The organism is Arachidicoccus sp. (genome assembly GCF_050436765.1).
Taxonomy (GTDB): Bacteria; Bacteroidota; Bacteroidia; order Chitinophagales; family Chitinophagaceae; genus Arachidicoccus.
This window is the reverse complement of sequence record NZ_JBNQGD010000058.1, coordinates 1-25,276: the sequence shown is the minus strand read 5'-3', so window position 1 is coordinate 25,276 and position 25,276 is coordinate 1. Positions and strand designations below refer to the sequence as shown.

Sequence of the window (25,276 nt, the reverse complement as noted above, 5' to 3'; positions counted from 1 at the left end):
TGTTTTGTTTTGATTTACACACTAAAGTTAATTTTGGCAAGGAAACTGCATTAATGCAATGTGCAAAAGCTAATTATAGAATGAAATTATTGATATTGTGTTTATGTTTTATTGTTGTTTCAACTGCTTATGCACAAGACTCTACATTTAGCCATACAAAGGATTCTATTTCTACCGTTTTAATAAAAAAGGGTGCGGACTCGCTTTCTTTGAACAAGATTTCAGATTCGACCGTCATTTCAAGAGATACCACAGCTCCGGTTTTGCCTAAAAATTCGATTAGCCTGACTGTTCAGAAGAGAATAGCGGACACCAATACTACCCTTAAAGATACGGTTGTAAATAAGGGCATTCAGCTGACTACCGGTTCGCTTTTCCTCAAGAAAGCGATTGACTCTGCCACTAAACACAAGTTGCCTAATACTTTAGTCTCTACTCCAAAAACTGTTGATTCATTGCCGCAGAACTCTGTCGTAGATTCAATTGTTCCAAAAGATACGATTGCCGATATTTTTACCAAAAGGTTACCGGATTCTGCCCGCCAAAATCATAAGAAAATAATGAATGCGAACAGCGAATCGAAAAGGAATGCCATACCGGAAACGAAAGCAGAAGAACAGAAGGAAATAGATAGTTTATTTGCGCCAAAGAATTCATCTGCTGATTATACTTTTCATCAATTATTTAAGCCCTACAAGAAGTTTGAGAAGAATAGCACAATAGAAACCCAGACCAATCTATCTATTTTACAACAAAACGTTTCCTATAAAACAAATGCGGATTTTAATACGGAATATTTTCTGAAAGATACGGTAGGGGGGCAGTTTCGCTTCGACGTCTCCGTTACAAAATTGAATACAGAAGTGGAAACAATGGGTGTGCAATTGCAATATAATTCCGAGCAGAAACAAGATTCTACTTCAACTTTTGCGAAGCCGCTATTTGATATAGTGGGTAAGCATGCGCAATTGATCGTGGATAGCAATGGTGTGATTCTTCAAACGGATACCACAGAAATGGGAAGAAAAATACGTTCAGTTTTAGGCAGCCTTTCTCTTTCTTCTGGTGGTGATGCCGAGGTGGGGGATAATTTTAGTCTGATTATGAATAAGCGTTTAGACAGTTTAAAAATTGGGGACGTCTGGAAGGACTCCACCATCAATAAATCCAACAAAAGAGTGAATAATTATAAAGTGCAAAATATTTTGCGCAACGATATCATTATTCTGGTGACGGGTTCTGTCGAACAAACCGGATCGATACAGAGTGACGGGCATACTTTTGAGACCAAATTCACCGGCTTGCAAACCGGAAAGATGAAGGTGGATGCCGGTTCCGGGCTGATAAAATCAAAGAACATTGTTTTTACGATGAAGGGTAGCGTGGAATTTGAAGGTAAGGCTATACCCGCCTCGGCTGTCTCGAAAATTAATGAAGCGGTAACCACGCCTTAGACCCTTATTCATATTCCGAAATAAGTTGTATATTTGCATTATAATAATTTTTAAATTAATTCTTTTATTAATTAGTAAAAGCAATCATTTTTAATCTTACTCCTATGTCTCCCGAAAAAGAAAAAACACCGAAGAAATTGGCCACTGTAAGGACTCAGGCAACAACAAAAACTGTAAAAAAAGCTGGAGATATAGTCGTGAAAAAAGCTATCGCCAAGAAGGCTGCCTCCAACAATGCAGTGGGTGCGGAAACGTCAAAACCCGCTACTGCGAAGAAAGTAGAAAAACCGGTTGGGAAAACAAAAGCAATTAAGACTGTGGCCAAAAACAATGCCCTGTCTATTACTTTTCAGTTGATATATTCTACTGCGTTTGGGCAAAGTATATTTATCGTAGGAGATCAACCTTCGTTTGGTTCAAATAGTGATGATAAAGCGCTGGCACTTGCCTATGTCGATCAAAATCATTGGTCATTAGATATTGAGTTGGATAGAAAAACACTTGGTGATAAAGGATTAAATTATTATTATATTATAAAGAATCAGGATGGCAGTTTTGAGAAAAGTGCTGTGTATCATTTAGAAGTCCCATCCGCTCTTGATGCCCTGAATATTTCGGATGCCTGGAATTACAGCGGGTTTGAACAAAATGCGTTTTCAACCGATGTATTTAAAGTTTTAATACCCGGCCATATTGCGTCTATTAAAAAGACCGCACTAAAAAAAGGTACACATCAATTTAAGATAAAGGCGCCGCAATTAGCAGCAAATCAGATTGTTTGTCTCTTAGGCAATAATGCGGCCCTCAGTAATTGGAATCCCGAAAAAGCCGTTTTGCTTTTCCCTGATACGGAATCTGGCTTTTGGAAAGTAAATGTCACACTGGCACAAACTTCTGCTCCTGTTCAATACAAATATGGTATTTACGATATAGAAAATAAATCTTTTATTGCATTTGAACAAGGAGATAATCGTCGTTTGTTAGATGCGGCAGCAGGGACAAAAGCTGCTGTATTAAATGATGGATTCTTTAGAAACAACTGAAGGAATTGGAGGGGTGCGGGGGTAATAACGCCACTCTTTAGTTTGCGCTCTGAGAGTAGTTTTGGCGTTGGTGATTTTAACGATTTGAAAAAAGCCGTTAAATGGTGTCAGTCCGTGGGGTTGAAATTAATGCAGTTATTGCCTATTAATGATACGACTGCCACCGGCACCTGGAAAGATTCCTATCCCTACGCAGCTATTTCTGTTTTTGCATTGCATCCTTTGTATTTGTATTTACCTGCCATTGCTGGTGAAGAAAAAACTTTGCTGTCAAAATATGAAGGGAGGCGTATTGAATTGAACGCTTTAGATAAGGTCGATTATGAAGTGTGCCTGATGGCTAAATGGCAGTTTGTGAAGGAAGTCTTTCCTTTATCCAAGGAAACCGTTTTCTCCTCTGTTGGGTACCAAAAATTTTATACGGAAAATGAAAGCTGGCTGAAGCCTTACGCTTGTTTTTGTTATTTAAGAGATCAGTTTAAAACAGTGGATTTTTCGCAGTGGAATGAAAAATCATTCGACGAGGAATTGTTGCAAAGACTGATGTCCGATGATAGAGACGGCTTAATGATTCATTATTTTGTACAATATCATCTGCATACCCAATTGAAAGATGCGGTAAGTTATGCACATGAACATCAAGTGGTGTTGAAGGGAGATATAGCAATAGGTGTTTATAGAAATAGTGTCGACGTATGGGTGAATACAAGTTTATATAATACTAATTCGCAAGCCGGCGCACCACCCGATGACTTTGCCGTCAGCGGCCAAAATTGGGGCTTTCCTACGTATAACTGGCCGGAGATGAAGGCCGAAGGATATAATTGGTGGCGTAAACGCTTGCAACACACTTCTCAATATTTTGATGCAATTCGCTTGGACCACGTACTTGGTTTTTTTAGAATTTGGAGTATTCCGGTTTCGGCAACGGAAGGTATTTTGGGCCATTTTGATCCGGCTATTCCTATTGATAAGAACGAATTATACCGCGTTGGTGTGCATTTTCCGTTGGAGCGTTTATGGAAACCATTTGTACATTTTGTCTTATTAAAAGAAATGTTTGTTGATTCTTTTGATAATGTCGTAACTGTTTATTTCGATGAAAAAGAAGAAGGCATTTATCTGTTTAAAGAGGCTTTCGACACGCAACGTAAGTTACTTAATTACTTTGATACATTGGAAAAAAGCACCTACAACAAGTGGTTGCTGCAGTCTTTGATGGAACTACTGGTAAATGTGGTTTTACTTCCGGTCCAGGACGATGGAAATGCTTTCCATTTTCGCTTTAACATGCAGCACACTTCTTCTTTCCAATATTTGAATAATGAGGTTAAAAACGGGCTTTTAAGTTTATACAACGATTACTTTTTTAGTCGGCAGAACGACTTGTGGAAATCGGAAGCTATGGAAAAGCTTCCGGCAATAAAGAATGCGACAAATATGTTGGTCTGCGGGGAAGATTTAGGTTTTGTGCCTAATTCAGTTCCGGAAGTGATGCAGCATTTAGGTTTGTTGGGGTTGTATGTACAACGTATGCCGAAGCAATTGGGAAGTGGATTTGAGCATTTGGAAAAGGTACCCTATCTAAGTGTAGTATCACCCTCCACCCATGATACTAGTACGATTAGGGGTTGGTGGCTTCGTTTAAACCGGGACAGCGCGCAGCATTTTTATAATGACGCCTTGTCGCAAGAAGGCATTGCTCCGTCTCAGGCAGATTGCCCGGGCTGGTTGAACAAGCTGATTATACAAGAGCACTTGCAATCGCCTGCCATGTGGAGCATTTTTTTAATGCAAGATTTATTGAATAATAATGATGCTTTTCATTTTACCAATGTAGAAGATGAACAAATTAATCATCCGGAAAACCCTAATCAGTATTGGCAATACAGGATGCCGATTGATTTGGAGCAATTAATCGCACTCAAAGATTTTAACCAATCATTAAAAGAATTGATAGCGCATAACGGACGATGACATACATAGAAAAGGCGGTCGAAATAATCGAACCGCCTTCCTATTCTTAACCCTGCTGCATAAAAATCATTAAAACAAAATTCTATCTATTAGACCTGCGTCTTTTGTAGAGGTTTAATAAGATTAAAATATTTTTTAAAATAACTCCATTATTCCCCCTACATTTACCTTTATGGACGGAAAATTACAGACCCTATTAGACAATTTACAGATTCAGACGCTTAATGAAATGCAACAGGCAGCTTTGGCTGCAAATGAACGAGATCAGGATTTGATTTTATTGTCGGCAACGGGCTCCGGAAAGACACTGGCATTTTTATTGCCGCTTTTTTTGCAACTGAAAGCCCAAGTTAAACATACACAAGCACTTATTGTGGTGCCTTCGCGTGAGTTGGCATTACAAATAGAACAGGTATTTAAAAAAATGCAGACTGGTTTTAAAGTTACTTGTTGCTATGGCGGACATAAACGGGAAATAGAAGAGAATAACTTAATTGATAGCCCTGCATTAATCATAGGAACGCCCGGTCGTCTGTGCGATCATCTGAGAAGAGGTAGTATTCAGACAAAAGACATTCGCTTGTTGGTTCTTGATGAATTCGATAAATCGCTTGAATTGGGCTTTTTGGCCGAAATGGAATTTATTTTAACATCTTTAAAACATATTTCTAAGAAAGTCTTGACTTCGGCAACGGAAGCAGTGGATATACCTGGTTTCTTGGCTTTAAATAATGCGCAAAAACTTTCTTTTCTGACCCAGGAGACGGAATTAAAAAATTCCTTAGATGTCAAAAAGATAGTGTCGGATTCTGAAAATAAATTTGACATTTTGTTTCGCTTTCTCTGTAAAATTGGCAATCGCTCCACCATTGTTTTCTGTAATCATCGCGAAGCGGTAGAAAGGGTAAGTAACCAGCTTTATGAAAAAGGGATTTACAATGAATTTTATCACGGCGCGATGGAACAACGGGATCGTGATAGTGCATTGAACAAGTTTAGAAATGGTACCGTAAATATTTTAGTGACGACCGATCTTGCCGCAAGAGGCTTAGATATTCCTAATATTCGATACATTATTCACTATCAGTTGCCTCAAACCCAGGACATATATACACACCGCAATGGCCGTACTGCAAGAATGGAGGCAAGCGGAACTGTGGTTTTATTTCTATCGTCAACCGAATATTTGCCCCCCTATGTGGATCAGGACATTGAAGAGATTGAATTGCCGGCAAAAGTGGTCCTGCCCGAAAAGACAAAGTGGGTTACTTTTTTTATCGCCGCTGGGAAAAAAGATAAAGTCAACAAAATAGATATTGTAGGTTTCTTATCGCAAAAGGCCGAATTGAAAAAAGAGGATATAGGCTTAATTGAGGTGAAAGATTTTCATTCTTTTGTTGCTGTCAACAGGTTAAAATCGTCCAATGCACTTCGTTTGATAAAGGACCAACGCATCAAGAATAAGAAAGTTAAAATAGAAATTGCCAAATAGTATTGCAGTATTATTTACCATAAACCTCTTTATGTGTTATATATTACATGCCATAAGACGACTGCGAAAATGCCATCGAAAGCAGGTGTATAGTGGCTGCACTTGCGCACAGAGACCTGGACCGATAAAAATTGTATAGCTCACCAAAACTAACGTGTTAAACATGTACGGAAAAATACCTAAAAGGGCAAAAATATTTTTCCCAACCACCTGCATAAATCATCTCTAATACGGCAAAAGCTTGATGTCAAAAGCTTACAGACTTTTTTGAAAAAACTATCCACATTGTGTTCAAAAGTATAGTCTTGTTTTACGTGCACGGGTTGTAAACTTGCACTGTGATTCGATGTCGCAATCCTTTTTGATTATTCCTTAAGAAAAATTTATTCATATAGAACACCTAGAGAGTTTTGGGGTGTTTTGTCAACGAAGTAAGGATAAGGTTTGCACGATTAATTTGGCTAACATTTTTTAAGTATATCTAAAAATATTTTGTATGGAAGAAGAGATCCTATTGAGGGAAAATAAAGACCGTTTTGTTATTCTACCTATTAATTACCCAAAAATCTGGGAAAAGTATAAACAGCATGAGGCGAGTTTCTGGACGGCCGAAGAGATAGATTTGGGTTCAGATTTAAAAGACTGGAATGAAAAAATGAACGAAGGCGAACGTCATTTTATTTCCCATGTATTAGCTTTTTTCGCAGCTAGCGATGGTATTGTCAATGAAAACCTTGCGGTTAATTTTATGAGCGAGGTTCAATTGCCCGAAGCGCGTTGTTTTTATGGGTTTCAAATAATGATGGAGAATATTCATTCTGAAACCTATGCATTATTAATTGATACGTATATTAAAGACCCCAAACAAAAAAACGATTTCTTTCACGCAATTGAAACGATTCCTGCAGTCAAACAAAAGGCAGAATGGGCATTGCGTTGGATTGAAAATGGGTCATTTGCAGAGCGTTTGGTGGCGTTTGCGGCTGTGGAAGGTATTTTCTTTAGTGGCAGTTTCTGTTCTATTTTCTGGTTGAAAAAGCGTGGTTTAATGCCCGGGCTGACCTTTTCCAACGAACTTATCAGTCGTGACGAAGGGTTGCATTGTGAGTTCGCTTGTTTGCTATATTCAATGCTGAAAAATAAATTGTCTGAAGAGGCAGTTACAAAAATTATAACAGATGCGGTGGCAATAGAAAAGGAATTTATTACGGAAGCATTGCCGGTGAGATTAATTGGAATGAATGCAGACTTAATGAAGCAATATATTGAATTTGTTGCAGACCGTTGGATAACGGAATTGGGACACAAAGCAGTGTATAATGTTTCCAACCCTTTCGATTTTATGGAAATGATTTCTCTGCAAGGCAAAACCAATTTCTTTGAAAAGAGAGTAGGAGATTATCAGAAATCTGGCGTAAGTAGTGCGGAGGGTTTTGACGTATTTTCTACTGAAGAAGATTTTTAAAAAAAATATTTTAATTCATAAATACATAAAAATATGTTTGTAATAAAAAGAAGTGGCAAACAGGAGGCGGTGAAATTTGACAAGATTACCGCACGCGTCGAAAAACTTTGTTATGGCCTGAATGCGACGTTTGTAGATTCTACAAAAGTAGCAATGAAGGTGATAGAGGGGTTGTTCGACGGGGTTACGACGACAGAACTTGATAATCTTGCGGCAGAAACAGCAGCATCCTTGAGTGTATTGCACCCTGATTACAGTTTACTTGCATCCAGGATTGCGGTGAGTAACCTGCATAAAAACACCATTAAATCGTTCTCTGCGACGATAAAAAAACTGTACGAATATGTAGAGCCTAAAACAGGTTTACATAGTCCGTTAATTGACGAAGATGTATATAAGGTTGTAAAGGACAATGCTTCTTTATTAGACTCTACTATTATTTACGATCGTGATTTTGCCTTTGATTATTTTGGGTTTAAAACACTTGAACGGTCGTATTTACTTCGTTTGGAAGGGAAAATTGCTGAACGTCCCCAACACATGTATATGCGTGTCGCTGTGGGCATTCACCACGATGATATTGAACAGGTAATAAAAACCTACCATTTGCTTTCTGAAAGATGGTTTACGCATGCTACCCCTACTTTGTTCAATGCAGGCACGCCAAAACCACAAATGTCTTCCTGCTTTCTTTTAACCATGAAAGGTGACAGTATAGAAGGTATTTACGATACGCTGAAGCAAACAGCCAAGATATCGCAATCTGCTGGTGGTATAGGTTTGAGCATTCATAATATTCGTGCAACGGGTTCTTATATAAGTGGCACAAATGGCACGAGTAATGGTATTATCCCGATGTTGCGGGTGTTCAATGATACTGCTCGATATGTAGATCAAGGAGGTGGAAAACGCAAAGGCGCCTTTGCCATTTATTTAGAACCATGGCATGCCGATGTATTTGAGTTTTTGGATCTTAGAAAAAATCATGGGAAAGAAGAAATGCGCGCACGTGACTTGTTTTATGCGTTGTGGATTTCGGACTTATTTATGCAGAGAGTAGAGGAAAATGGAGACTGGAGTTTGATGTGCCCACATGAATGTCCCGGATTGGCCGACACCTGGGGCGAGGATTTTGAAAAACTTTATACTTCCTATGAAGCACAAGGTAAAGCGCGCAAAACGATCAAGGCACAGGAACTTTGGTTTGCTATTTTGGACGCACAGATAGAAACCGGAACACCTTATCTGTTATATAAAGATGCTGCGAATCGTAAATCGAATCAACAACATTTAGGGACTATCAAGAGTTCTAACTTGTGCACAGAGATTATAGAATATTCGTCGCCGGATGAAATCGCTGTATGTAATCTGGCTTCTATTGCCTTACCACGTTTTGTCATTGACGGTGTGTATGATCATCAAAAATTATACGAAGTAACTTATCAGGCTACTATTAATTTAAATAGGATTATAGACAGAAACTACTATCCTGTTTATGAAGCGCAAAAAAGTAATTTGCGTCATCGTCCAATAGGATTGGGGGTGCAAGGACTAGCAGATACTTTTGTGAAAATGCGTTATCCGTTTGAAAGTGAAGACGCCAAAAAATTAAATAAAGAAATCTCCGAAACGATTTATTTCGCGGCAATGACTGCCTCCAAAGATTTAGCGATAGAAGAAGGTGCTTACGAAACTTTTGAAGGTTCTCCTTTGTCACGCGGAATGTTTCAATTTGATTTTTGGAATGTTATTCCCTCCAATCGTTGGGATTGGCAAGCCTTACAAGCGGAAATTAAAATACATGGTGTAAGAAACTCTTTATTGGTGGCACCGATGCCGACCGCCTCTACTTCTCAGATTTTGGGAAATAATGAATGTTTTGAACCATTTACTTCTAACCTGTATGTGCGCAGGGTCTTGTCTGGCGAGTTTGTAATTGTCAACAAATTTTTGTTGAAAGATCTGGTGGACTTAGGCTTATGGAATGAAGGAATGAAAAATAAAATTATGTCCTCCAATGGCTCTATTCAAAATATCGCTGAAATACCGGATGATATAAAGGAGTTGTATAAAACTGTTTGGGAGATTAAACAACGTACGTTGATTGATATGGCCGCTGATCGTGGAGCTTATATTTGTCAATCCCAATCTCTTAATCTTTTCGTGCAATCGCCTACAAAAGCTAAACTTACCAGCATGCATTTTTATGCTTGGAAGAAGGGCTTGAAAACAGGTATGTATTATTTGCGTACACAGGCAGCATCTCAGGCCGTACAGTTTACTGTAAAAAAACAAGCGGAAGAACAAGTCGCACCTATAGTGAATCAAGAAGATATACCGATGCCTGCGATAGATGCACCGGCTGCAAACACGGATTTAAATGCTCTTACCGGAGGTGCTTGTCCCCTGGATGGAAGTTGTGAAGCTTGCAGTGCTTAGGCCTTCCTTTCTTTGAATATTACCAAAAAAGGTTTTTACACTGTAACCGGCGTAGAAGCCTTTTTTATTTTTACTTCTTTTGGGTTTATAATTTTGCCCTAATAAGTTTAGGTGCAGTCTACAAAATATGCCAGTGCAGTAAGGTGATTTACCTATGCAGGGCTTTTAGGATAAAGTCTCAGCCTTTTGCCATGAGGATCCACTAGGAATGTATTTGAAAAATTTGATCTTTTCTGCAAAAGGATTTTATCTTTTCATCAGAAAAGAAAGGAATTTCCTTTTATCCTTATTTGCCTCCATTCATAAATAATAAAAGGGGGGCGGATTTTCTCTTTAACAGAATAATCGTACTTTGCTTCTACATTAATTAACTAAACAAATATTCTATGCAATTTCAGCAAAAGCTTGCCTTTTTGATTGCTGGTGCGTTTGCCATTTCTACTTCGGCATTGGCACAAAAAGTAAAGTTTACCGAGTACAATTTAGACAATGGCTTACATGTGATTTTACACCAAGATAAATCTGCTCCTGTAGTCGCCGTTTCTGTAATGTATCATGTAGGTTCTAAAAATGAGACGCCTGGACTAACTGGTTTTGCGCACTTTTTTGAACACTTGCTTTTTGAAGGGACTCAAAATATAAAGCGCGGAGAATTTATGAAAATAGTGGCGGCGAATGGCGGCCAAAATAATGCCAATACGACCCAGGACCGTACTTTTTATTATGAAGTATTTCCGTCTAATCAATTAAAATTGGGTCTTTGGTTGGAGAGTGAAAGAATGATGCATCCTGTAATTAATCAGATCGGTGTCAATACACAAAGAGAGGTGGTGAAAGAAGAGAAAAGAATGCGTATTGATAATCAGCCTTACGGACATTTAATTGAATCTGTATTTAAAGATTTGTTTATTAAACATCCTTATCATTGGGCACCTATTGGCTCCATGGATGACATAAATAAGGCCAAATTGAGTGAGTTCCTGGCATTCTTTAAAAAGTTCTATGCCCCCAATAATGCGGTTTTAAGTATTGCGGGCGACATTAACATTGATGACGCCAAACAATGGATCAAATCTTACTTTAGTGAAATCCCGAAAGGCAATCCCGTCATCCAGCCCACGGTAAAAGAAGATCCTATTACAAAGGAAATTATCGATACGGCCTATGATGCAAATATTCAACTACCCGCAATCGTAACAGCTTACCGTACGCCAGCAGAGAATTCAAAAGATGCTGTTGTATTAGATCTTATTTCTTCTGTACTTTCCGGCGGAGCTAGTTCTCGTTTGAACAAAGAACTGGTTGATGAAAAGAAAACAGCATTGCAAGTAGCTTCGTTTAATTATGCATTAGAAGATTATGGAGCCTATCTCAACTTTGCGTTACCCAATAATAATGTATCGTTAGACAGCCTGTTGCACGATATTGATGCGAATATTGTGGATTTGCAAACCAATTTAATTAGCGAATCAGATTATAAAAAACTACTTAATCAGGCTGAAATGGATTTTGTAAATGCAAACACCAAAGATCTGGGTGTTGCGCAGAGTTTAGCGAATAGTTATACATTCTTTAATAAAAATACCAATCATATTAATGAACGGTTAGAAGATATTCGCTCTGTTACCAGGGAACAGATAAGAGATATCGCACGTAAATATCTTAACCCTAATCAACGCTTGGTATTATATTATTTGCCTACAACCAAATAATATACTTCCAAAATCATTTGAAATTACTATTAAATTGAAATTCATTATGCGAAAAATATTATTATTAGCCGTTGCCGGGATGTTACTATCAAACGGCTATGCACAAAAGATTGACAGGAGCCACCCTCCAAAACCGGGACCTGCACCAGTTATTAAATTAGAAGATCCGTCAATCTATAAGCTAGATAACGGAGTTACTGTATTGGTTGTGGAGAATCACAAAGTGCCTTCTGTTTCCGCTACTTATTATATCAATTCAGGTCCGATCAAAGAAGGCGACAAAGCAGGTGTAATGGGCTTGATGGGCGGGATGTTAAATCAAGGGACTACGTCAATGGACAAAGCTGCTTTTGATGAAGCGGTTGAACAAGACGGAACCAATCTTAGTTTAAATAGTCAGGGTGGGTCCGTTGCTGCATTAGACAGATATTTCGATAAAGGTCTAATGTTGATGGCCCAGGCGATACAAAATCCGGCTCTTAAAGAAGCGGATTTTGATAAACTTAAAGCCCAGGAAATAAATGGCCTAAAAGCCAGTGATAAAAGCGTAGCAGCTATTGCTTCCAATGTTACAGGAGCATTATTGTTTGGCAAGAGTAGCCCACTGGGAGAATTTGAAACACAACAAACTGTGTCCAATATAACATTATCTGATGTAAAAAATATGTATCAAAAATACATAACTCCTTCTAATGGTTATCTTACAATTGTTGGCGATATCAAACCAGAAGCGGCAAAGAAACTGGCCGAAAAATACTTTGGTAATTGGAAAGGGGAAAATATTACTTTGCCCACCATTGCCGATGCTTCCAATCCCGCTAAAACAGAGATTGATGTGGTGAATATGCCTAATGCAGTGCAGTCCGTGATAAACGTCACCAATGTCGTTTCACTTCCTTTGAGTAGTGATGATTATTTTGCGGTGCTACTGGCCAATCAAATCTTAGGTGGTGGATCAGACGCCTATTTATTTAAAGACATAAGAGAAAAGCATGCTTATACCTATGGCGCTTATTCTTCTATTTTCGGTGGGAATTATCAAACGAGTTTTCGAGCTTCTGCCTCGGTCAGGAATGCGGTGACTGATAGTGCTTTGGCATTATTTTTCGATAATATTAAGAAGATTCGTACGGAGCCTGTAAGTGAAGAATTACTCAATAATGTAAAGGCGGAATACAACGGCAATTTTGCCATTGGAACAGAAAATCCGGCTCGGATTGCCAGTTTTGCAAGGGATATATTAGTCCATAATTTGCCTAAAGATTATTACCGTACTTATTTGCAAAAGATAAATGCTGTTACAGCCGCAGACGTTATGCGTGTTGCGAAAAAGTATTTTAATTATGACAATAGCCGTGTGGTGATTACCGGAAAAGCAGAAGACATCTTGCCTGGACTTAAGGCGATGGGTTATCCGGTTAAGCTTTATGATAAAGATGCTAATCCTGTGGCGGCAGAAACGCCAGGCAAAGTTGCCGATGTAAGTACGAAAGATGTTATTGATAAATACATAAACGCAATTGGTGGGGTAGAAAACCTTAAAAAAGTACATACGCTTCTGGTCAATGGTTCAATGGGTGTTCAGGGCATGTCCATACCATTTGTTGAAAAAAGAATGTCGCCCAATAAACAATTTTTAGTGATGACTATGAATGGCAATGAGGTGAGTAAAACTGTTTTTGACGGCACAAAAGGTTATCAGAAACAAATGGGCAATACGACCGAAATGAATAAGGAGCAATTGGCAAAATATACGGACCAGAAAAGTTTATTTAATCAGCTTGCATACAATGATGGTACTTATAAACTAACCATGAAAGGCCTGACAAAAGTAAATGATAAAGACGCTTATGAAATTGCTGTAACAGGTCCTTCTGGACAGAAGACTACGGAGTTTTATGATGTAAAAACCGGTTATTTGCTGCAGGTTGCCATGAGTTCTGAAGCAAATGGACAACAGATGTCTATAGTTTCCAGCTTTGACGATTATAAAAAAGTGGATGATATTTATCTCCCATTTTTACAATCAATCGCAATTACTGCTTCAAACGGAGGCCAGAATCTTGAAATGAAAACCGATGCTGTAAAAATAAACCAAGGAGTAAGTGGCGCCGACTTTGAATAGGTAACGCGTCATGTGCATAAAAAAAATCCGTTTAAGCAACCTGTCTTAAACGGATTTTTGTTGAGAGTACCAACTAGGGTAATTTATCAAAATCTATTTTTGGCGGAAGTTTGTTATTCGTGTCCCGGGTAAACGTTTTGCGCCGGTAGTTTTCTCCACCAGGGCTGAAGAATCCGCAATTTTCTAAATAAAAATCACCGTTGGCTACACCTCCGCCATAATCCATGCGGATGCCGGCATTTCCTGTAGCATCAGTTGTAAAAGATGCTTGGTCAATAGGCGTCCATTTGCCGGAAAAGGTGCGCACCCATTGATTTGTATAATAGCCACGTCTTTGAATATTACCCATATCCGGGCTAAAGTTTTCTAAAAAAGAGTATAGATCCTTTAAGGATGTATTGGTTTGCGGTCGCTGAAAACTTGCTATCAGTAACCAGTTCTCTGCACTTACTTCTTTAAAATATGCGGTAAAAGTTGTTGTGTTATGTATGCTGTCCGGTTCTGCCTTTAGTAAAAACGCATAATGTGTAGCCGGCTTCCAGTTGTACTCCAAACGGCTTTGACCCCCTGAGCCCTCTCCACCAAATTCACCGCCATGTACGTTTTTACCTTTTTTAATTAGCTTAATCTTTTGGCCTTCAGGTATCTCGCCCGGCGTATTGGTTTTAAAAGGACTCCATACCGAAAAAAGTATATGCCTTTCGGTGGGACTGTTTACTTGCATGCCAAAATAGCCAAAAGAAAATCCATCCGCCTCAAAATAAGACCCCACTACATCATTGCCTTTGGGCACATATATTTCGTTGTAGAAATATTCAACTTGATTCTTTATTTTTTCCGGGATAACAAAGTTCCAGTGTACCGATGGGCCTCTTCTTCCGAAATAGAAATCTTTTGCATCTGCCACATAAGCGAGGTTTTGTGTTATTTTACTGCCTTGCAACAATACAGCGGACAGGTTGCCAAAGCTGTGCCCTTCTTTTTTTACTCCTTGAATTTCAAGTTGAACGTAACCTGGTTTGGCAATATCTAATTCTGCTATTTTTAGCGTGTCGGTGCTCCCTGCTTTAGTGTTTACAAGGTATCTTTTTCCCATTATTTTTGCCGAGAAAGTACTTTGTCCGTCAGGTGATGCACAAATCAATGCGATAGAAACTTTAACAGGCTTCTTTATATAGAAAAATATATCTGTGGTCGTTTGCCCGTTCGTCCAATTGTTAAGGCCACGCTGACTGATCCTTGCACCATTTTCGGTACCTTGAACGATATAAGCATTGCCAGCCAGTGGTACATTCGCGCAATCCTGTTTTTGCGCAAAAACGCCGCCACAGAACAATGACGATGCGAAAACTACGGCTATACTCCCTTTAAAAAGTTTGGATAATGGCATTGTTTCTTATTTAAATTTAAAATGAATGATACTAAATTATGAAAACCGGCTTAAGGTTATTGGCCTTGTGCTAAGCTATAAGCCTTATTGCCGTCTAGTAAAAGCAAAGTTTCTACAGAGCAGACTTTAAAATCTTTGATAACTTTTGCATAGAGTTCGACTATTTCTTGCTGTGAAAGGCCCAGGTTATCATTACTTTCAAAACGGATAGTATATTGATTTACCAAATTGGTGTACATAGAGCCTGCCGGCCAAACTTGTGTGCCGCGGTTGCTGATATTTATCAATTTATATCTATCGCTATTATACATTTCAGCAATTTTAGCTACTTCATTTGGTTGCCTGTCGCACTGAATAAAAAAGTCTACACCTGCAATGCTTTCTTTAGGAGCGTTGACAGTTTCCATCATCAGATTTTCATTCAATTTGGCAACAAATTGTTGCTTTGGATGATCGACGGTCACTTTTTTACTATTTGTTTTGGGTACTTTACCAAAGTTGCGAATGATAACATCTGCAAATGCTGTTGTGTTGAGTGAAGGAATAGATTTGTTGCCGAAGTCTCCGGTATGGTTACCGTTTTCCAAGGTGTAAAGCAGCGCGTTTTCTATGGTGGCCGCACTAGCTGTAAGGCCTAAATGATTGAGCATGGCGATGCCACTTAGTAATAGTGCAGTAGGGTTGGCAATATTTCTACCGGCAATGTCCGGTGCTGTTCCGTGTACGGCTTCAAAGATACAGATGTCATCACCGATGTTTGCTGATGGTGCAAAGCCCAGGCCTCCCACAAGTCCTGCGCAAAGGTCACTTATAATATCGCCTTGCAAATTCGTGAGTACCAGTACATCAAAAATTTCGGGATGTGTGACTAATTTCATGCAAAGATCATCGACAATAATGTCATCTGCTTTTAATTCAGGATACTCTTTGGCGATTTCGTAAAAAGTATTCAGAAAAATGCCGTCGGTAAGCTTCATGATGTTGGCTTTATGTGCGCAGCTGATGCGTTTTGCAGATTTTTGTTTTGCTATTTCAAATGCGTAACGGATAACTTGTTCGCTTCCTGGTTTTGAAATAATTCTTCTGCTAATTGCCACATCGCTGGTCAGCATATGCTCGATGCCTCCATAGGTGTCTTCAATATTTTCTCGAACCACTGTTAAGTCAATGGAAATACCTGCTTCACTAAAAACGGTGTCTACGCCATGCAGGGTTTGGAAAGCTCTTTTATTAGCATAAGTGTTCCAGGTTTTTCTTGCTGTTACATTGATGCTTTTTACGCCCTTCCCCTTAGGCGTTTCCATCGGACCTTTGAATAATATGCCCAATGTCTCAATTGTATTTTTCGCATCGGGTGTCATACCATTGTTAAATCCTTTGTCAAATACCCATTTCCCCATTTCCACAAACTGATATTCGAGTGGGACCTTGGCAGCGTCAAATATTTTTAGGACCGCTTCCATTATTTCAGGTCCAATTCCATCCCCTTTAGCTATTGCAATTTTAATCATTGTACTTATATATTAAGATTGCGGCAAATTTAAAATATTTAGAGGTAGTTTTTTGTTAAAGAGCAAACGTTTTCGTAGAAGAGCGTCTGGGCTTTTATGCGCATTTAGTAACCAATTGAAAGGATGACAATATTGCCAAAAGAGGACTAAATTCAGAAAGAATTGCTTTTTGTTTTTAAATTATTAATACAGAAAAATCATAGCATAATAGATATTTTTCAAGGTTATTGTTATTATGATAGAAATTATCTAAATAATTTGATTGATAACGAACATTAGTTTAATCATTTAATAATTTTTTTTAAAAAAAGATTGTTTTGAATCAAAATTATTTTTTAATTTAGTGCCAATCCGTGTTGGGTAATTTTTTAATTAATGATTGAATTGTGATTATGTTAGAATCAAAAACTAAACAAGGTTTGTACGATGCTGCTTTTGAGCATGATGCTTGTGGTGTAGGCTTTGTAGCGAACATCAAAGGCAGGAAGTCGCATCAAAATATTGCTGATGCATTGACTATATTAGAAAATATGGAGCATCGTGGAGCTAGTGGAAGTGAGCAAAATACGGGTGATGGTGCAGGTATTATGATTCAGACGCCACATGAATTTTTCTTTGAAGAATGTTTGAAAATGGGCGTGCATCTCCCTGCATTCAGCCGTTACGGCGTTGGTGTATTATTTTTCCCAAATGAAATCCGCTTGCGTGAAGAGTGTCGCGAAATATTCAATCGCGCAGTGGAAACGCTCGGGTTGGAAATTATTACTTACCGCAAAGTTCCTGTAAATACCGCTACGATTGGACCCACTGCTTTGTCTGTCGAACCAGAAATGGAGCATGTGTTTATTGCTTGTCCTGATCATATTACCGATCCGGAGGTTTTTGAGAGAAAACTATTTGTATTGCGCAATTATGCTGTTCATACAATATCAAGTACCGTAAAGAAAGATGCAGTAGGTTTTTATATAGCCTCTCTTTCCTATAAAACTGTTATATATAAAGGTCAGCTAACAAGTGCGCAGGTGCGCGAATATTTTAGCGATCTACGCAATAAAAGAGTTGTGTCGGCTTTTGCCCTTATACATTCTCGTTTTGCTACTAATACTTTCCCGTCTTGGAGACTAGCACAACCTTTCCGTTTTATTGCACACAATGGTGAAATTAATACTTTACAAGGAAACTTAAACTGGCTAAAAGCTAGTGAGGGTGATTTTGTCAGTGACTATTTCACAGACGAAGAAATGGACATGATATTGCCGGTGGTAAGTGGTGTTCAGTCGGATTCTGCTTGTTTGGATAATATGGTAGAGTTACTTACAATGACCGGCCGTTCTTTGCCACACGTAATGATGATGTTGATTCCGGAAGCTTGGGATGGCAACGATTTGATGGATCCTGTGAAGAAAGCTTTTTATGAGTATCATGCTTGTTTGATGGAACCTTGGGATGGCCCGGCCACTATTTCGTTTACAGATGGAAAAATTATTGGCGCTACATTGGATAGAAATGGATTACGTCCTTCTCGTTATTGTTTAACCAACGATGATAGGGTAATCATGGCGTCCGAAACAGGTGCGCTACCGGTAGATCCTGCGACAATTATTCAAAATGGTAGGTTACAGCCCGGTAAGATGTTTGTCGTGGATATGGAACAAGGTCGCATTATTAGTGACGAAGAATTAAAAAATAAAATTTGTTCACAGAAGCCCTATGGTGAATGGTTGAATAAATATAAAATAAGATTAGAAGAATTATCTGAGCCGCGCGTTATGTTTACGCATTTGGAAGATAGTCAGGTATTTCAATATCAAAAAGCATTTGGTTATTCTCAGGAAGATATTACTGATATTATTACCCCTATGGCGTTAGGTGGAAAAGAACCTATTGGAGCTATGGGCAGCGATACACCTTTGGCGGTATTGAGTGATGAACCTCAGCATTTGAGCAGTTATTTCAAACAGTTATTTGCACAAGTTACCAATCCGCCGATTGATCCTATCCGTGAAAGAATGGTGATGTCTTTGGCTACTTATTTGGGATCTTCCGGCAATATTTTAAAAGAAGAACCCCAGTATTGTCATACGGTTGGATTGAATAACCCTATTTTAACGAATCAGGAATTGGAAAAACTCCGTTCAATAGATACGGGTAGTTTCCAAGCAAAATCTTTGCAAACTTATTTCCGCGCGAGCGGTAAGCCCGGTGCTCTACAAGCCGGTATAGACAGACTTTGCCGCTATTCGGTAGATGCAGTTAATGATGGATTTGAAGTAATCATTTTGACTGATCGTGCGATTGATAGTGAACACGCAGCTATTCCCTCCTTGCTGGCACTGTCCGCAGTACATCATCATTTGATAAGGAAACAATTGCGTGGCAAAGTAGCCCTGGTAGTGGAAGCCGGTGATATCTGGGAAACACATCACTTTGCTTGTCTTATTGGTTTCGGCGCTACGGCTATCAATCCATACTTGGCTTTATCCACGATTCGTTCTTTAAAATTGACGGGGAAGATCGAGTCAGATTATTCTGTAGATAAATTAAAGAGCAATTATATCAAAGCGGTGTGTGAAGGGTTATACAAAGTGTTTTCAAAAATGGGGATCTCTACATTGCAATCATACCAAGGCGCACAGATATTTGAAATAATCGGATTAAATAAACTAGTGGTTGAAAGATATTTCACCGGCGCTACTTCCCGCATCGAAGGTTTAGGTCTGGATGAAATTGCGAAAGAAGCCCTATTTAAACACCAATTTGCCTTTAGCAGAATCACTATTCCTGTCGATCGTTTATCAGAAGGAGGTGTATACCAATGGAAGCGTAAAGGTGAGACACATTTGTTCAATCCGCAAACTATTCATCTTTTGCAGTATAGTACTCGGATGAATGACTACAACATTTATAAAAAATATGCAAAGCTTATTAACGACCAGGGCAAGAAAGCGGTAACGCTTAGAAGCTTGTTCTCGTTAAGCCCAAATCGTCCGTCTATTTCTATTGAGGAAGTGGAACCGGCAGAAAATATCTTTAGACGTTTCGCGACGGGTGCTATGAGCTTTGGTTCTATCTCTTGGGAAGCGCATACGACACTTGCTATTGCTATGAACCGCCTTGGCGGTAAAAGCAATACCGGTGAAGGTGGGGAGGATTCTATTCGATATACACCATTGGCCAATGGTGACTCTATGCGTTCGGCTATCAAACAAGTGGCATCTGCCAGATTCGGTGTTACAAGTCAATACCTTTCTGAAGCAGATGAACTTCAAATCAAAATGGCTCAGGGAGCAAAGCCCGGCGAAGGTGGCCAATTACCTGGTCATAAAGTAGATGATTGGATTGGTCGTGTTAGACATTCTACCCCTGGCGTGGGTTTGATTTCACCACCACCACATCACGATATTTATTCGATTGAAGATTTGGCGCAGTTAATTTACGATTTAAAAAACGCGAACCGTGCAGCAAGAATTAATGTAAAACTGGTTTCCAAAGCAGGTGTAGGTACAATTGCAGCAGGTGTGGCCAAGGCGAAAGCAGACGTTATCCTTATTTCGGGCTGGGATGGCGGTACGGGTGCATCGCCGCTTAGTTCCATTAAACATGCAGGATTGCCATGGGAATTAGGACTGGCAGAAACTCATCAAACATTGGTGAAAAATAAGTTGCGTAGTAGGGTAGTAGTGCAGGCCGATGGTCAAATGAAGACTGGGCGCGATATTGCCATTGCTGCTTTATTAGGTGCCGAAGAATGGGGTGTTGCAACGGCTGCCTTAATAGTGGAAGGTTGTATTATGATGCGTAAATGCCATCTAAATACTTGTCCCGTTGGTGTGGCTACGCAAGATGAAACATTGCGCAAACGCTTTACCGGCAATCCGGATCACGTAGTAAATTTCTTTAAATTTTTAGTGCAGGATTTACGTGAAATAATGGCGGAGCTCGGTTTCCGTACTGTGAATGAAATGGTAGGTCAGGTAGATTGTTTGCAAATGCGTGACAACATTCATCACTGGAAATTTGAAAAATTGGACTTATCTCCCATACTGTATAAAGAGCCTGCAGCTGAAGATGTGAATTTATTCAACAACGAAACACAGGATCATAATTTAGAGGCAGTACTTGACTGGCAGATACTGGATATGGCAAAGCCTGCTTTAGAAAAGCAACAAAAAGTTTCTGGGTCTTTCGATATTAGAAATATTGACAGAACCGTAGGTACCATTTTGTCCAATGAAATATCTAAAAAGTATAAAGCAGAAGGTTTGCCGGAGGATACCATCCATTTGAAGTTTATTGGAACAGCCGGTCAGAGCTTTGCGGCATTTAATACCAAGGGTGTTACAATGGAATTAGAAGGCGATGCCAACGATTATTTTGGGAAAGGTTTGAGTGGTGCGAAGTTGATTGCTTATCCAAACAAAAAATCAACATTTGTTGCAGAAGAAAATATAATCATTGGTAATACTGCATTCATTGGGGCAACTTCGGGAGAGGCTTATATCCGCGGGAAAGCTGGCGAACGTTTTTGTGTACGTAACTCAGGTGCAAAAGTGGTTGTAGAGGGTGTTGGCGATCACGGTTGCGAATATATGACTGGTGGGGTTGCCGTAATATTGGGGAACACAGGTCGCAACTTCGCAGCGGGTATGAGTGGTGGTATTGCTTTTGTATATGATGTAGACAACCAGTTCGAGAAATTATTCAACAACGAAATGGCGGATCTAGAAGGTTTGGAAAAGGATGATGTTGCTCTTTTAAAATTAATGATTGCGAATCATTACCGTTACACCAATAGTAATGTAGCTAAATTTATTATAAGTGATTGGGAAAGTCAATTAAAGAATTTTGTAAAAGTAATGCCGCGCGACTATAAAAAAGTGCTGATGGCGAATAAAGAAAAATTAGTAATTAGCCATTAGCTATTATTTGCGTAACCTTTTAGAAAGGCAGAACAATTGGATGAATTGTTTTATAAAGAATGAAAATTTAAAGTTTAATGCAGAAGGTAGATTAGCCATTTTTAATAATGCATCAATAGGGTACCCTTTTAAAAATGAAAGATCACCAATCATAAATCATAAATGAAAAGATGGGAAAAATAACAGGTTTCTTAGAGCATACACGCGAGCTTCCCGAGAAGAAATCGGCCGAGGAACGTGTAAAAGATTATAAAGAATTTGAACTTTTATATGAACCGGAAAAACTGAATGAGCAGGCTGCAAGATGCATGAACTGTGGCGTTCCTTTTTGTCATAACGGCTGCCCTTTAGGAAATGTGATACCTGAATTCAACGATGCTGTTTATCGAAAGGAGTGGAAGGAAGCTTACGAAATATTATCATCCACCAATAATTTTCCGGAATTTACGGGTCGCATTTGTCCGGCTCCCTGTGAATCTGCTTGTGTGTTGGGTATCAATCAGCCCCCGATTGTTATTGAAGAAATTGAGAAACATATTATTGAAAAGGCCTTTGAACTTGGGCTTGTAAAACCGCGTACAGCAATTGTTCGCACAGGGAAAAAAGTTGCCGTGATTGGATCAGGCCCCGCAGGTTTGGCCGCAGCTACGCAGTTAAATTTGGCCGGGCATCTGGTAACCGTTTTTGAGCGTGATGATGCGCCCGGTGGCCTAGTTCGGTATGGTATTCCTGATTTCAAATTGGAGAAATATGTGATCGACCGTAGAGTAGACGTGATGAAAGAAGAAGGAGTGATCTTCAAATTTAATGCGAATGTAGGTGTAAACGTGAAGCTCAATGATATTTTGCGTGAATATAATGCCGTCGTTTTAGCCGGTGGCTCTACAGAACCACGTGATTTACCTGTGCGCGGCAGGGAATTAAAAGGGACTTATTTTGCCATGCAATTTTTGAAGCAACAGAACAAACGCAATGCAGGCAAAGACCCGCATGCGCTTCCCGAAATAGAAAGTAATATTCTGGCTGAAGAAATATTGGCAACAGGAAAAAATGTAATTGTGATAGGAGGTGGAGATACGGGTAGCGATTGTGTTGGTACGTCCAATAGACAAAAAGCGAAATCTGTTACGCAATTTGAATTAATGCCTGTACCGCCAAAAGACAGAACAGAATTTATGCCTTGGCCTACTTATCCGATGATTTTAAAAACTACTTCCTCTCATGAAGAAGGTGCGAATCGCCATTGGGCAATAGCTACCAAAGAATTTGTAGCAGATAAGAATGGTAATCTGAAAGCATTGAAGGTAGTGGATTTAGAATGGAAAGTAAAAGATGGCCGTCCTGCACAATTTTTAGAAGTGGAAGGTAGTGAACGTGAAATGCCTTGTGAGTTGGCATTATTGGCGATGGGGTTTGTGCATCCGCAGCATCATGGTTTGATTGATGAATTAGGTGTGGAGCTCGACGAACGCGGAAATGTAAAGGCGACTGAAAAAGATTTCGATACCAATATTGCCAAAGTGTTCGCATGTGGAGATATGCGCCGTGGACAATCACTCGTGGTATGGGCAATAAGTGAAGGTCGTGAATGTGCAAGAAAAGTCGATGAGTTCTTAATGGGCTTCTCTTTACTCGAAAGCAAAGATCAAAATTTGATTATTTCTAATGGCTAAAATTTAAATTTTACCGTCTAGCATACAAAAAAGCGAAGTAATTTTTACTTCGCTTTTCTATTATAGCAAAATGTGTTATTCGCTTACTAATGTCCCCACATTCAAACCTTCAATCACGCGTCGTAAATTGCCGGGTTTGTTCATATCAAAAACAATGATGGGCATTTTATTTTCTTCACACAAGGTAAAGGCAGTCATGTCCATAATCTTCAAATTTTTTGTCACACATTCTCTATAAGTAATTTTTTCAAACTTGGTCGCAGTAGGGTCCTTTTCAGGGTCAGCAGTATAGATGCCATCCACACGAGTACCCTTTAAAATTACATCCGCTTTTATTTCAATGGCACGAAGCGACCCACCTGTATCAGTTGTGAAATAAGGATTTCCTGTACCGGCACCAAAAATCACTACACGATTTTTTTCCAGATGTCTAATGGCCCTTCTGCGAATATACGGCTCGGCCACTTGGTCCATTTGTAGTGCACTTTGCAAACGGGTATATACGCCAATTTTTTCCAGCATGGCCTGCATCGCCATCCCGTTGATAACGGTGGCCAGCATGCCCATATAATCACCATGCGCGCGTTCAATACCGCTTTCTGCCTCGTTCATTCCCCGGTAAATATTTCCTGCGCCAATCACCACAGCTACTTGTACGCCAAGATCGGTAATGCTCTTAATGTCATTGGCATATTGTTCTATAATTTTGGGGTCAAATGGTTCCGCACTATTTTCAGCTTTTAGAGATTCACCGGATAATTTTAGAAGAATACGTTTGTATCTGGGGAGCATTGGGAGGATTTTTGTTTGTGCAAAATAAAGCTATTTTTATTAAAGCCCAAAGCCCGAGTTTGAAGCAAATGTTTCTCTGCGACTTTTATTCTTTGGGTGTGCCTGGCGCATGTTTGTTTTTACTTTACCTCCACAATGTCCGTTAGGGAGAACACCCCTGTTGTAAATTTTGTTCTCTGCCCTCATTTGACCATCCATAGTTGTCGTTGACTATAGGAGGCTATCGGTGTACGATAATAGGCTGAATGGTGGCCGGGATGCCCACTATATATTTCTTGGGATGGATAAAGGTTACTTTACTTTTTCATCGATGATTTTTTCGAACAATTGGCCCGATGAACTCCGTATGGATCATGTTGTGACAAAGCTAAACGGTTCAATATTTGATCAAGCTTATAACAGGTAGCCCCCTGGTTTAATATGGGTAATGCGCTAAGGGAGAGGTGAAATTACCGGTAAATGGCAGTTCCGTAGAACTAAGCAACAGTTGTAGGCGTCCGCTCCATTGTATTGGGCACTCTTGGAGGCAGTTTTCTTTATGGCAAATACGCTATGAAAGCAAGCATCTAATAGGAAGGGGTAGTAAACTCCTATATCAAAGATTGCCGCATAAGCGGCAATCAGGATTAATATTTGCGCTTAAAAAATTCGCTTTGTCTATAAAGTCTCTTTCAGCCAACCAAAGAATTCTCTTTGCCAAAGCAATGCATTTTGTGGTTTTAATACCCAATGGTTTTCATCGGGGAAATAAAGAAATTTACTTTTGAGACCGCGCAGTTGCGCTGCTTGAAATGCGCCTTGACCTTGTTCTATGGGTACACGGTAATCAATACCGCCTTGCACAATCATGATGGGTGTATCCCATTTATCTACAAAATTGGTCGGGGATGCAGCATAAGAAGCCTGTGCTACTTTATTATTTTTCTGCCAATAATAACCGCCTTTTTCCCATTTTTCAAACCACAGCTCGTCGGTTGTCCCCGTCATGCTTACAAAATCAAAGACGCCATCGTGGGCAATAAATGTTTTGAATCTACCTTGATGTTTACCTGCCAGCTCAAATACAGAATACCCGCCAAAACTCGCGCCAACGCAACCTCTGCGAGCGGTATCGACAAAAGGCTCTTTGGAAAAATTATCAATAGCATCCAGATAATCTTGAATCACCTGTCCGCCCCAATGTTTACTTACTGCAGCATTCCAAGCCGTACCAAAGCCCGGCATACCGCGTCTTGCGGGGATAACGATGATGTAACCCTGGGATGCCATCAGTTGGAAATTCCA

At 39.4% G+C, this 25,276-nt stretch carries 14 protein-coding genes; 10 read left to right on the top strand and 4 right to left on the bottom strand.

Translation table 11 applies throughout. The features are described from left to right. The first annotated feature begins 80 nt into the window (after positions 1-80). The 8 genes from ACQR30_RS02335 to ACQR30_RS02300 all read left to right on the top strand — a co-directional run bounded on the left by ACQR30_RS02335 (position 81) and on the right by ACQR30_RS02300 (position 13,707). Positions 81-1,454: a DUF6263 family protein gene (locus tag ACQR30_RS02335; protein WP_429730705.1), complete on the top strand. Its 1,374-nt coding sequence runs from the start codon at positions 81-83 to the stop codon at positions 1,452-1,454. A 104-nt stretch (positions 1,455-1,558) separates the two neighbouring features. Next, entirely contained in the window at positions 1,559-2,497 is a 939-nt protein-coding gene (locus tag ACQR30_RS02330) for a carbohydrate-binding module family 20 domain-containing protein (protein WP_429730703.1), read from the top strand. Between the two features lie 42 nt (positions 2,498-2,539). Continuing rightward, positions 2,540-4,474 carry a 4-alpha-glucanotransferase gene (locus tag ACQR30_RS02325; RefSeq protein WP_429730700.1) on the top strand — a complete coding sequence of 645 codons (1,935 nt, stop codon included), beginning with the start codon at positions 2,540-2,542 and terminating at the stop codon, positions 4,472-4,474. A 172-nt stretch (positions 4,475-4,646) separates the two neighbouring features. Beyond that, positions 4,647-5,966: a DEAD/DEAH box helicase gene (locus ACQR30_RS02320; protein WP_429730697.1), complete on the top strand. Its 1,320-nt coding sequence runs from the start codon at positions 4,647-4,649 to the stop codon at positions 5,964-5,966. A gap of 496 nt (positions 5,967-6,462) precedes the next feature. Continuing rightward, positions 6,463-7,431, top strand: coding sequence for a ribonucleotide-diphosphate reductase subunit beta (locus ACQR30_RS02315; protein ID WP_429730694.1), 969 nt, complete (start codon positions 6,463-6,465; stop codon positions 7,429-7,431). Between the two features lie 33 nt (positions 7,432-7,464). Beyond that, a complete protein-coding gene (locus ACQR30_RS02310; protein WP_429730692.1) occupies positions 7,465-9,870 on the top strand; it encodes a ribonucleoside-diphosphate reductase subunit alpha in 2,406 nt (801 codons plus the stop codon). 386 nt (positions 9,871-10,256) lie between these two features. Further along, a complete protein-coding gene (locus tag ACQR30_RS02305; RefSeq protein ID WP_429730689.1) occupies positions 10,257-11,582 on the top strand; it encodes a M16 family metallopeptidase in 1,326 nt (441 codons plus the stop codon). A 46-nt stretch (positions 11,583-11,628) separates the two neighbouring features. Then, positions 11,629-13,707, top strand: a complete 2,079-nt coding sequence (locus ACQR30_RS02300; RefSeq protein ID WP_429730686.1) for a M16 family metallopeptidase — start codon at positions 11,629-11,631, stop codon at positions 13,705-13,707. Positions 13,708-13,780: 73 nt separating this feature from the next. Here ACQR30_RS02300 and ACQR30_RS02295 read toward each other — a convergent pair whose 3' ends face one another. Both ACQR30_RS02295 and ACQR30_RS02290 read right to left on the bottom strand, forming a co-directional pair. Next, on the bottom strand, positions 13,781-15,097 hold the full coding sequence (locus ACQR30_RS02295) for a DUF3472 domain-containing protein (protein WP_429730683.1): 1,317 nt from the start codon (positions 15,095-15,097) through the stop codon (positions 13,781-13,783). A 56-nt stretch (positions 15,098-15,153) separates the two neighbouring features. Beyond that, positions 15,154-16,608, bottom strand: coding sequence for an NADP-dependent isocitrate dehydrogenase (locus tag ACQR30_RS02290; protein ID WP_429730680.1), 1,455 nt, complete (start codon positions 16,606-16,608; stop codon positions 15,154-15,156). 392 nt (positions 16,609-17,000) lie between these two features. Between ACQR30_RS02290 and gltB the strand changes: the two genes are divergently transcribed. Beyond that, on the top strand, positions 17,001-21,527 hold the full coding sequence (gene gltB / locus ACQR30_RS02285; RefSeq protein WP_429730678.1) for a glutamate synthase large subunit: 4,527 nt from the start codon (positions 17,001-17,003) through the stop codon (positions 21,525-21,527). A 170-nt stretch (positions 21,528-21,697) separates the two neighbouring features. Then, positions 21,698-23,200 (top strand): glutamate synthase subunit beta, encoded by a 1,503-nt coding sequence (locus ACQR30_RS02280; RefSeq protein WP_429730675.1) that lies wholly within the window; start codon positions 21,698-21,700, stop codon positions 23,198-23,200. Between the two features lie 75 nt (positions 23,201-23,275). Here ACQR30_RS02280 and pyrH read toward each other — a convergent pair whose 3' ends face one another. Together pyrH and ACQR30_RS02270 are read right to left on the bottom strand one after the other, a co-directional pair. After that, positions 23,276-23,992, bottom strand: a complete 717-nt coding sequence (pyrH, locus tag ACQR30_RS02275; RefSeq protein ID WP_429730673.1) for a UMP kinase — start codon at positions 23,990-23,992, stop codon at positions 23,276-23,278. Positions 23,993-24,649: 657 nt separating this feature from the next. Beyond that, the coding region (locus ACQR30_RS02270) for a prolyl oligopeptidase family serine peptidase (protein ID WP_429730671.1) at positions 24,650-25,276 on the bottom strand (627 nt) is incomplete at its 5' end.

What these genes read in the sequence shown, in the direction of transcription:
- ACQR30_RS02335 (WP_429730705.1), top strand. Translation starts at nt 81, where the DNA reads ATGAAATTATTGATATTGTGTTTATGTTTTATTGTTGTTTCAACTGCT.
- ACQR30_RS02330 (WP_429730703.1), top strand. Translation starts at nt 1,559, where the DNA reads ATGTCTCCCGAAAAAGAAAAAACACCGAAGAAATTGGCCACTGTAAGG.
- ACQR30_RS02320 (WP_429730697.1), top strand. Translation starts at nt 4,647, where the DNA reads ATGGACGGAAAATTACAGACCCTATTAGACAATTTACAGATTCAGACG.
- ACQR30_RS02315 (WP_429730694.1), top strand. Translation starts at nt 6,463, where the DNA reads ATGGAAGAAGAGATCCTATTGAGGGAAAATAAAGACCGTTTTGTTATT.
- ACQR30_RS02310 (WP_429730692.1), top strand. Translation starts at nt 7,465, where the DNA reads ATGTTTGTAATAAAAAGAAGTGGCAAACAGGAGGCGGTGAAATTTGAC.
- ACQR30_RS02305 (WP_429730689.1), top strand. Translation starts at nt 10,257, where the DNA reads ATGCAATTTCAGCAAAAGCTTGCCTTTTTGATTGCTGGTGCGTTTGCC.
- ACQR30_RS02300 (WP_429730686.1), top strand. Translation starts at nt 11,629, where the DNA reads ATGCGAAAAATATTATTATTAGCCGTTGCCGGGATGTTACTATCAAAC.
- ACQR30_RS02295 (WP_429730683.1), bottom strand. Translation starts at nt 15,097, where the DNA reads ATGCCATTATCCAAACTTTTTAAAGGGAGTATAGCCGTAGTTTTCGCA.
- ACQR30_RS02290 (WP_429730680.1), bottom strand. Translation starts at nt 16,608, where the DNA reads ATGATTAAAATTGCAATAGCTAAAGGGGATGGAATTGGACCTGAAATA.
- gltB (WP_429730678.1), top strand. Translation starts at nt 17,001, where the DNA reads ATGTTAGAATCAAAAACTAAACAAGGTTTGTACGATGCTGCTTTTGAG.
- ACQR30_RS02280 (WP_429730675.1), top strand. Translation starts at nt 21,698, where the DNA reads ATGGGAAAAATAACAGGTTTCTTAGAGCATACACGCGAGCTTCCCGAG.
- pyrH (WP_429730673.1), bottom strand. Translation starts at nt 23,992, where the DNA reads ATGCTCCCCAGATACAAACGTATTCTTCTAAAATTATCCGGTGAATCT.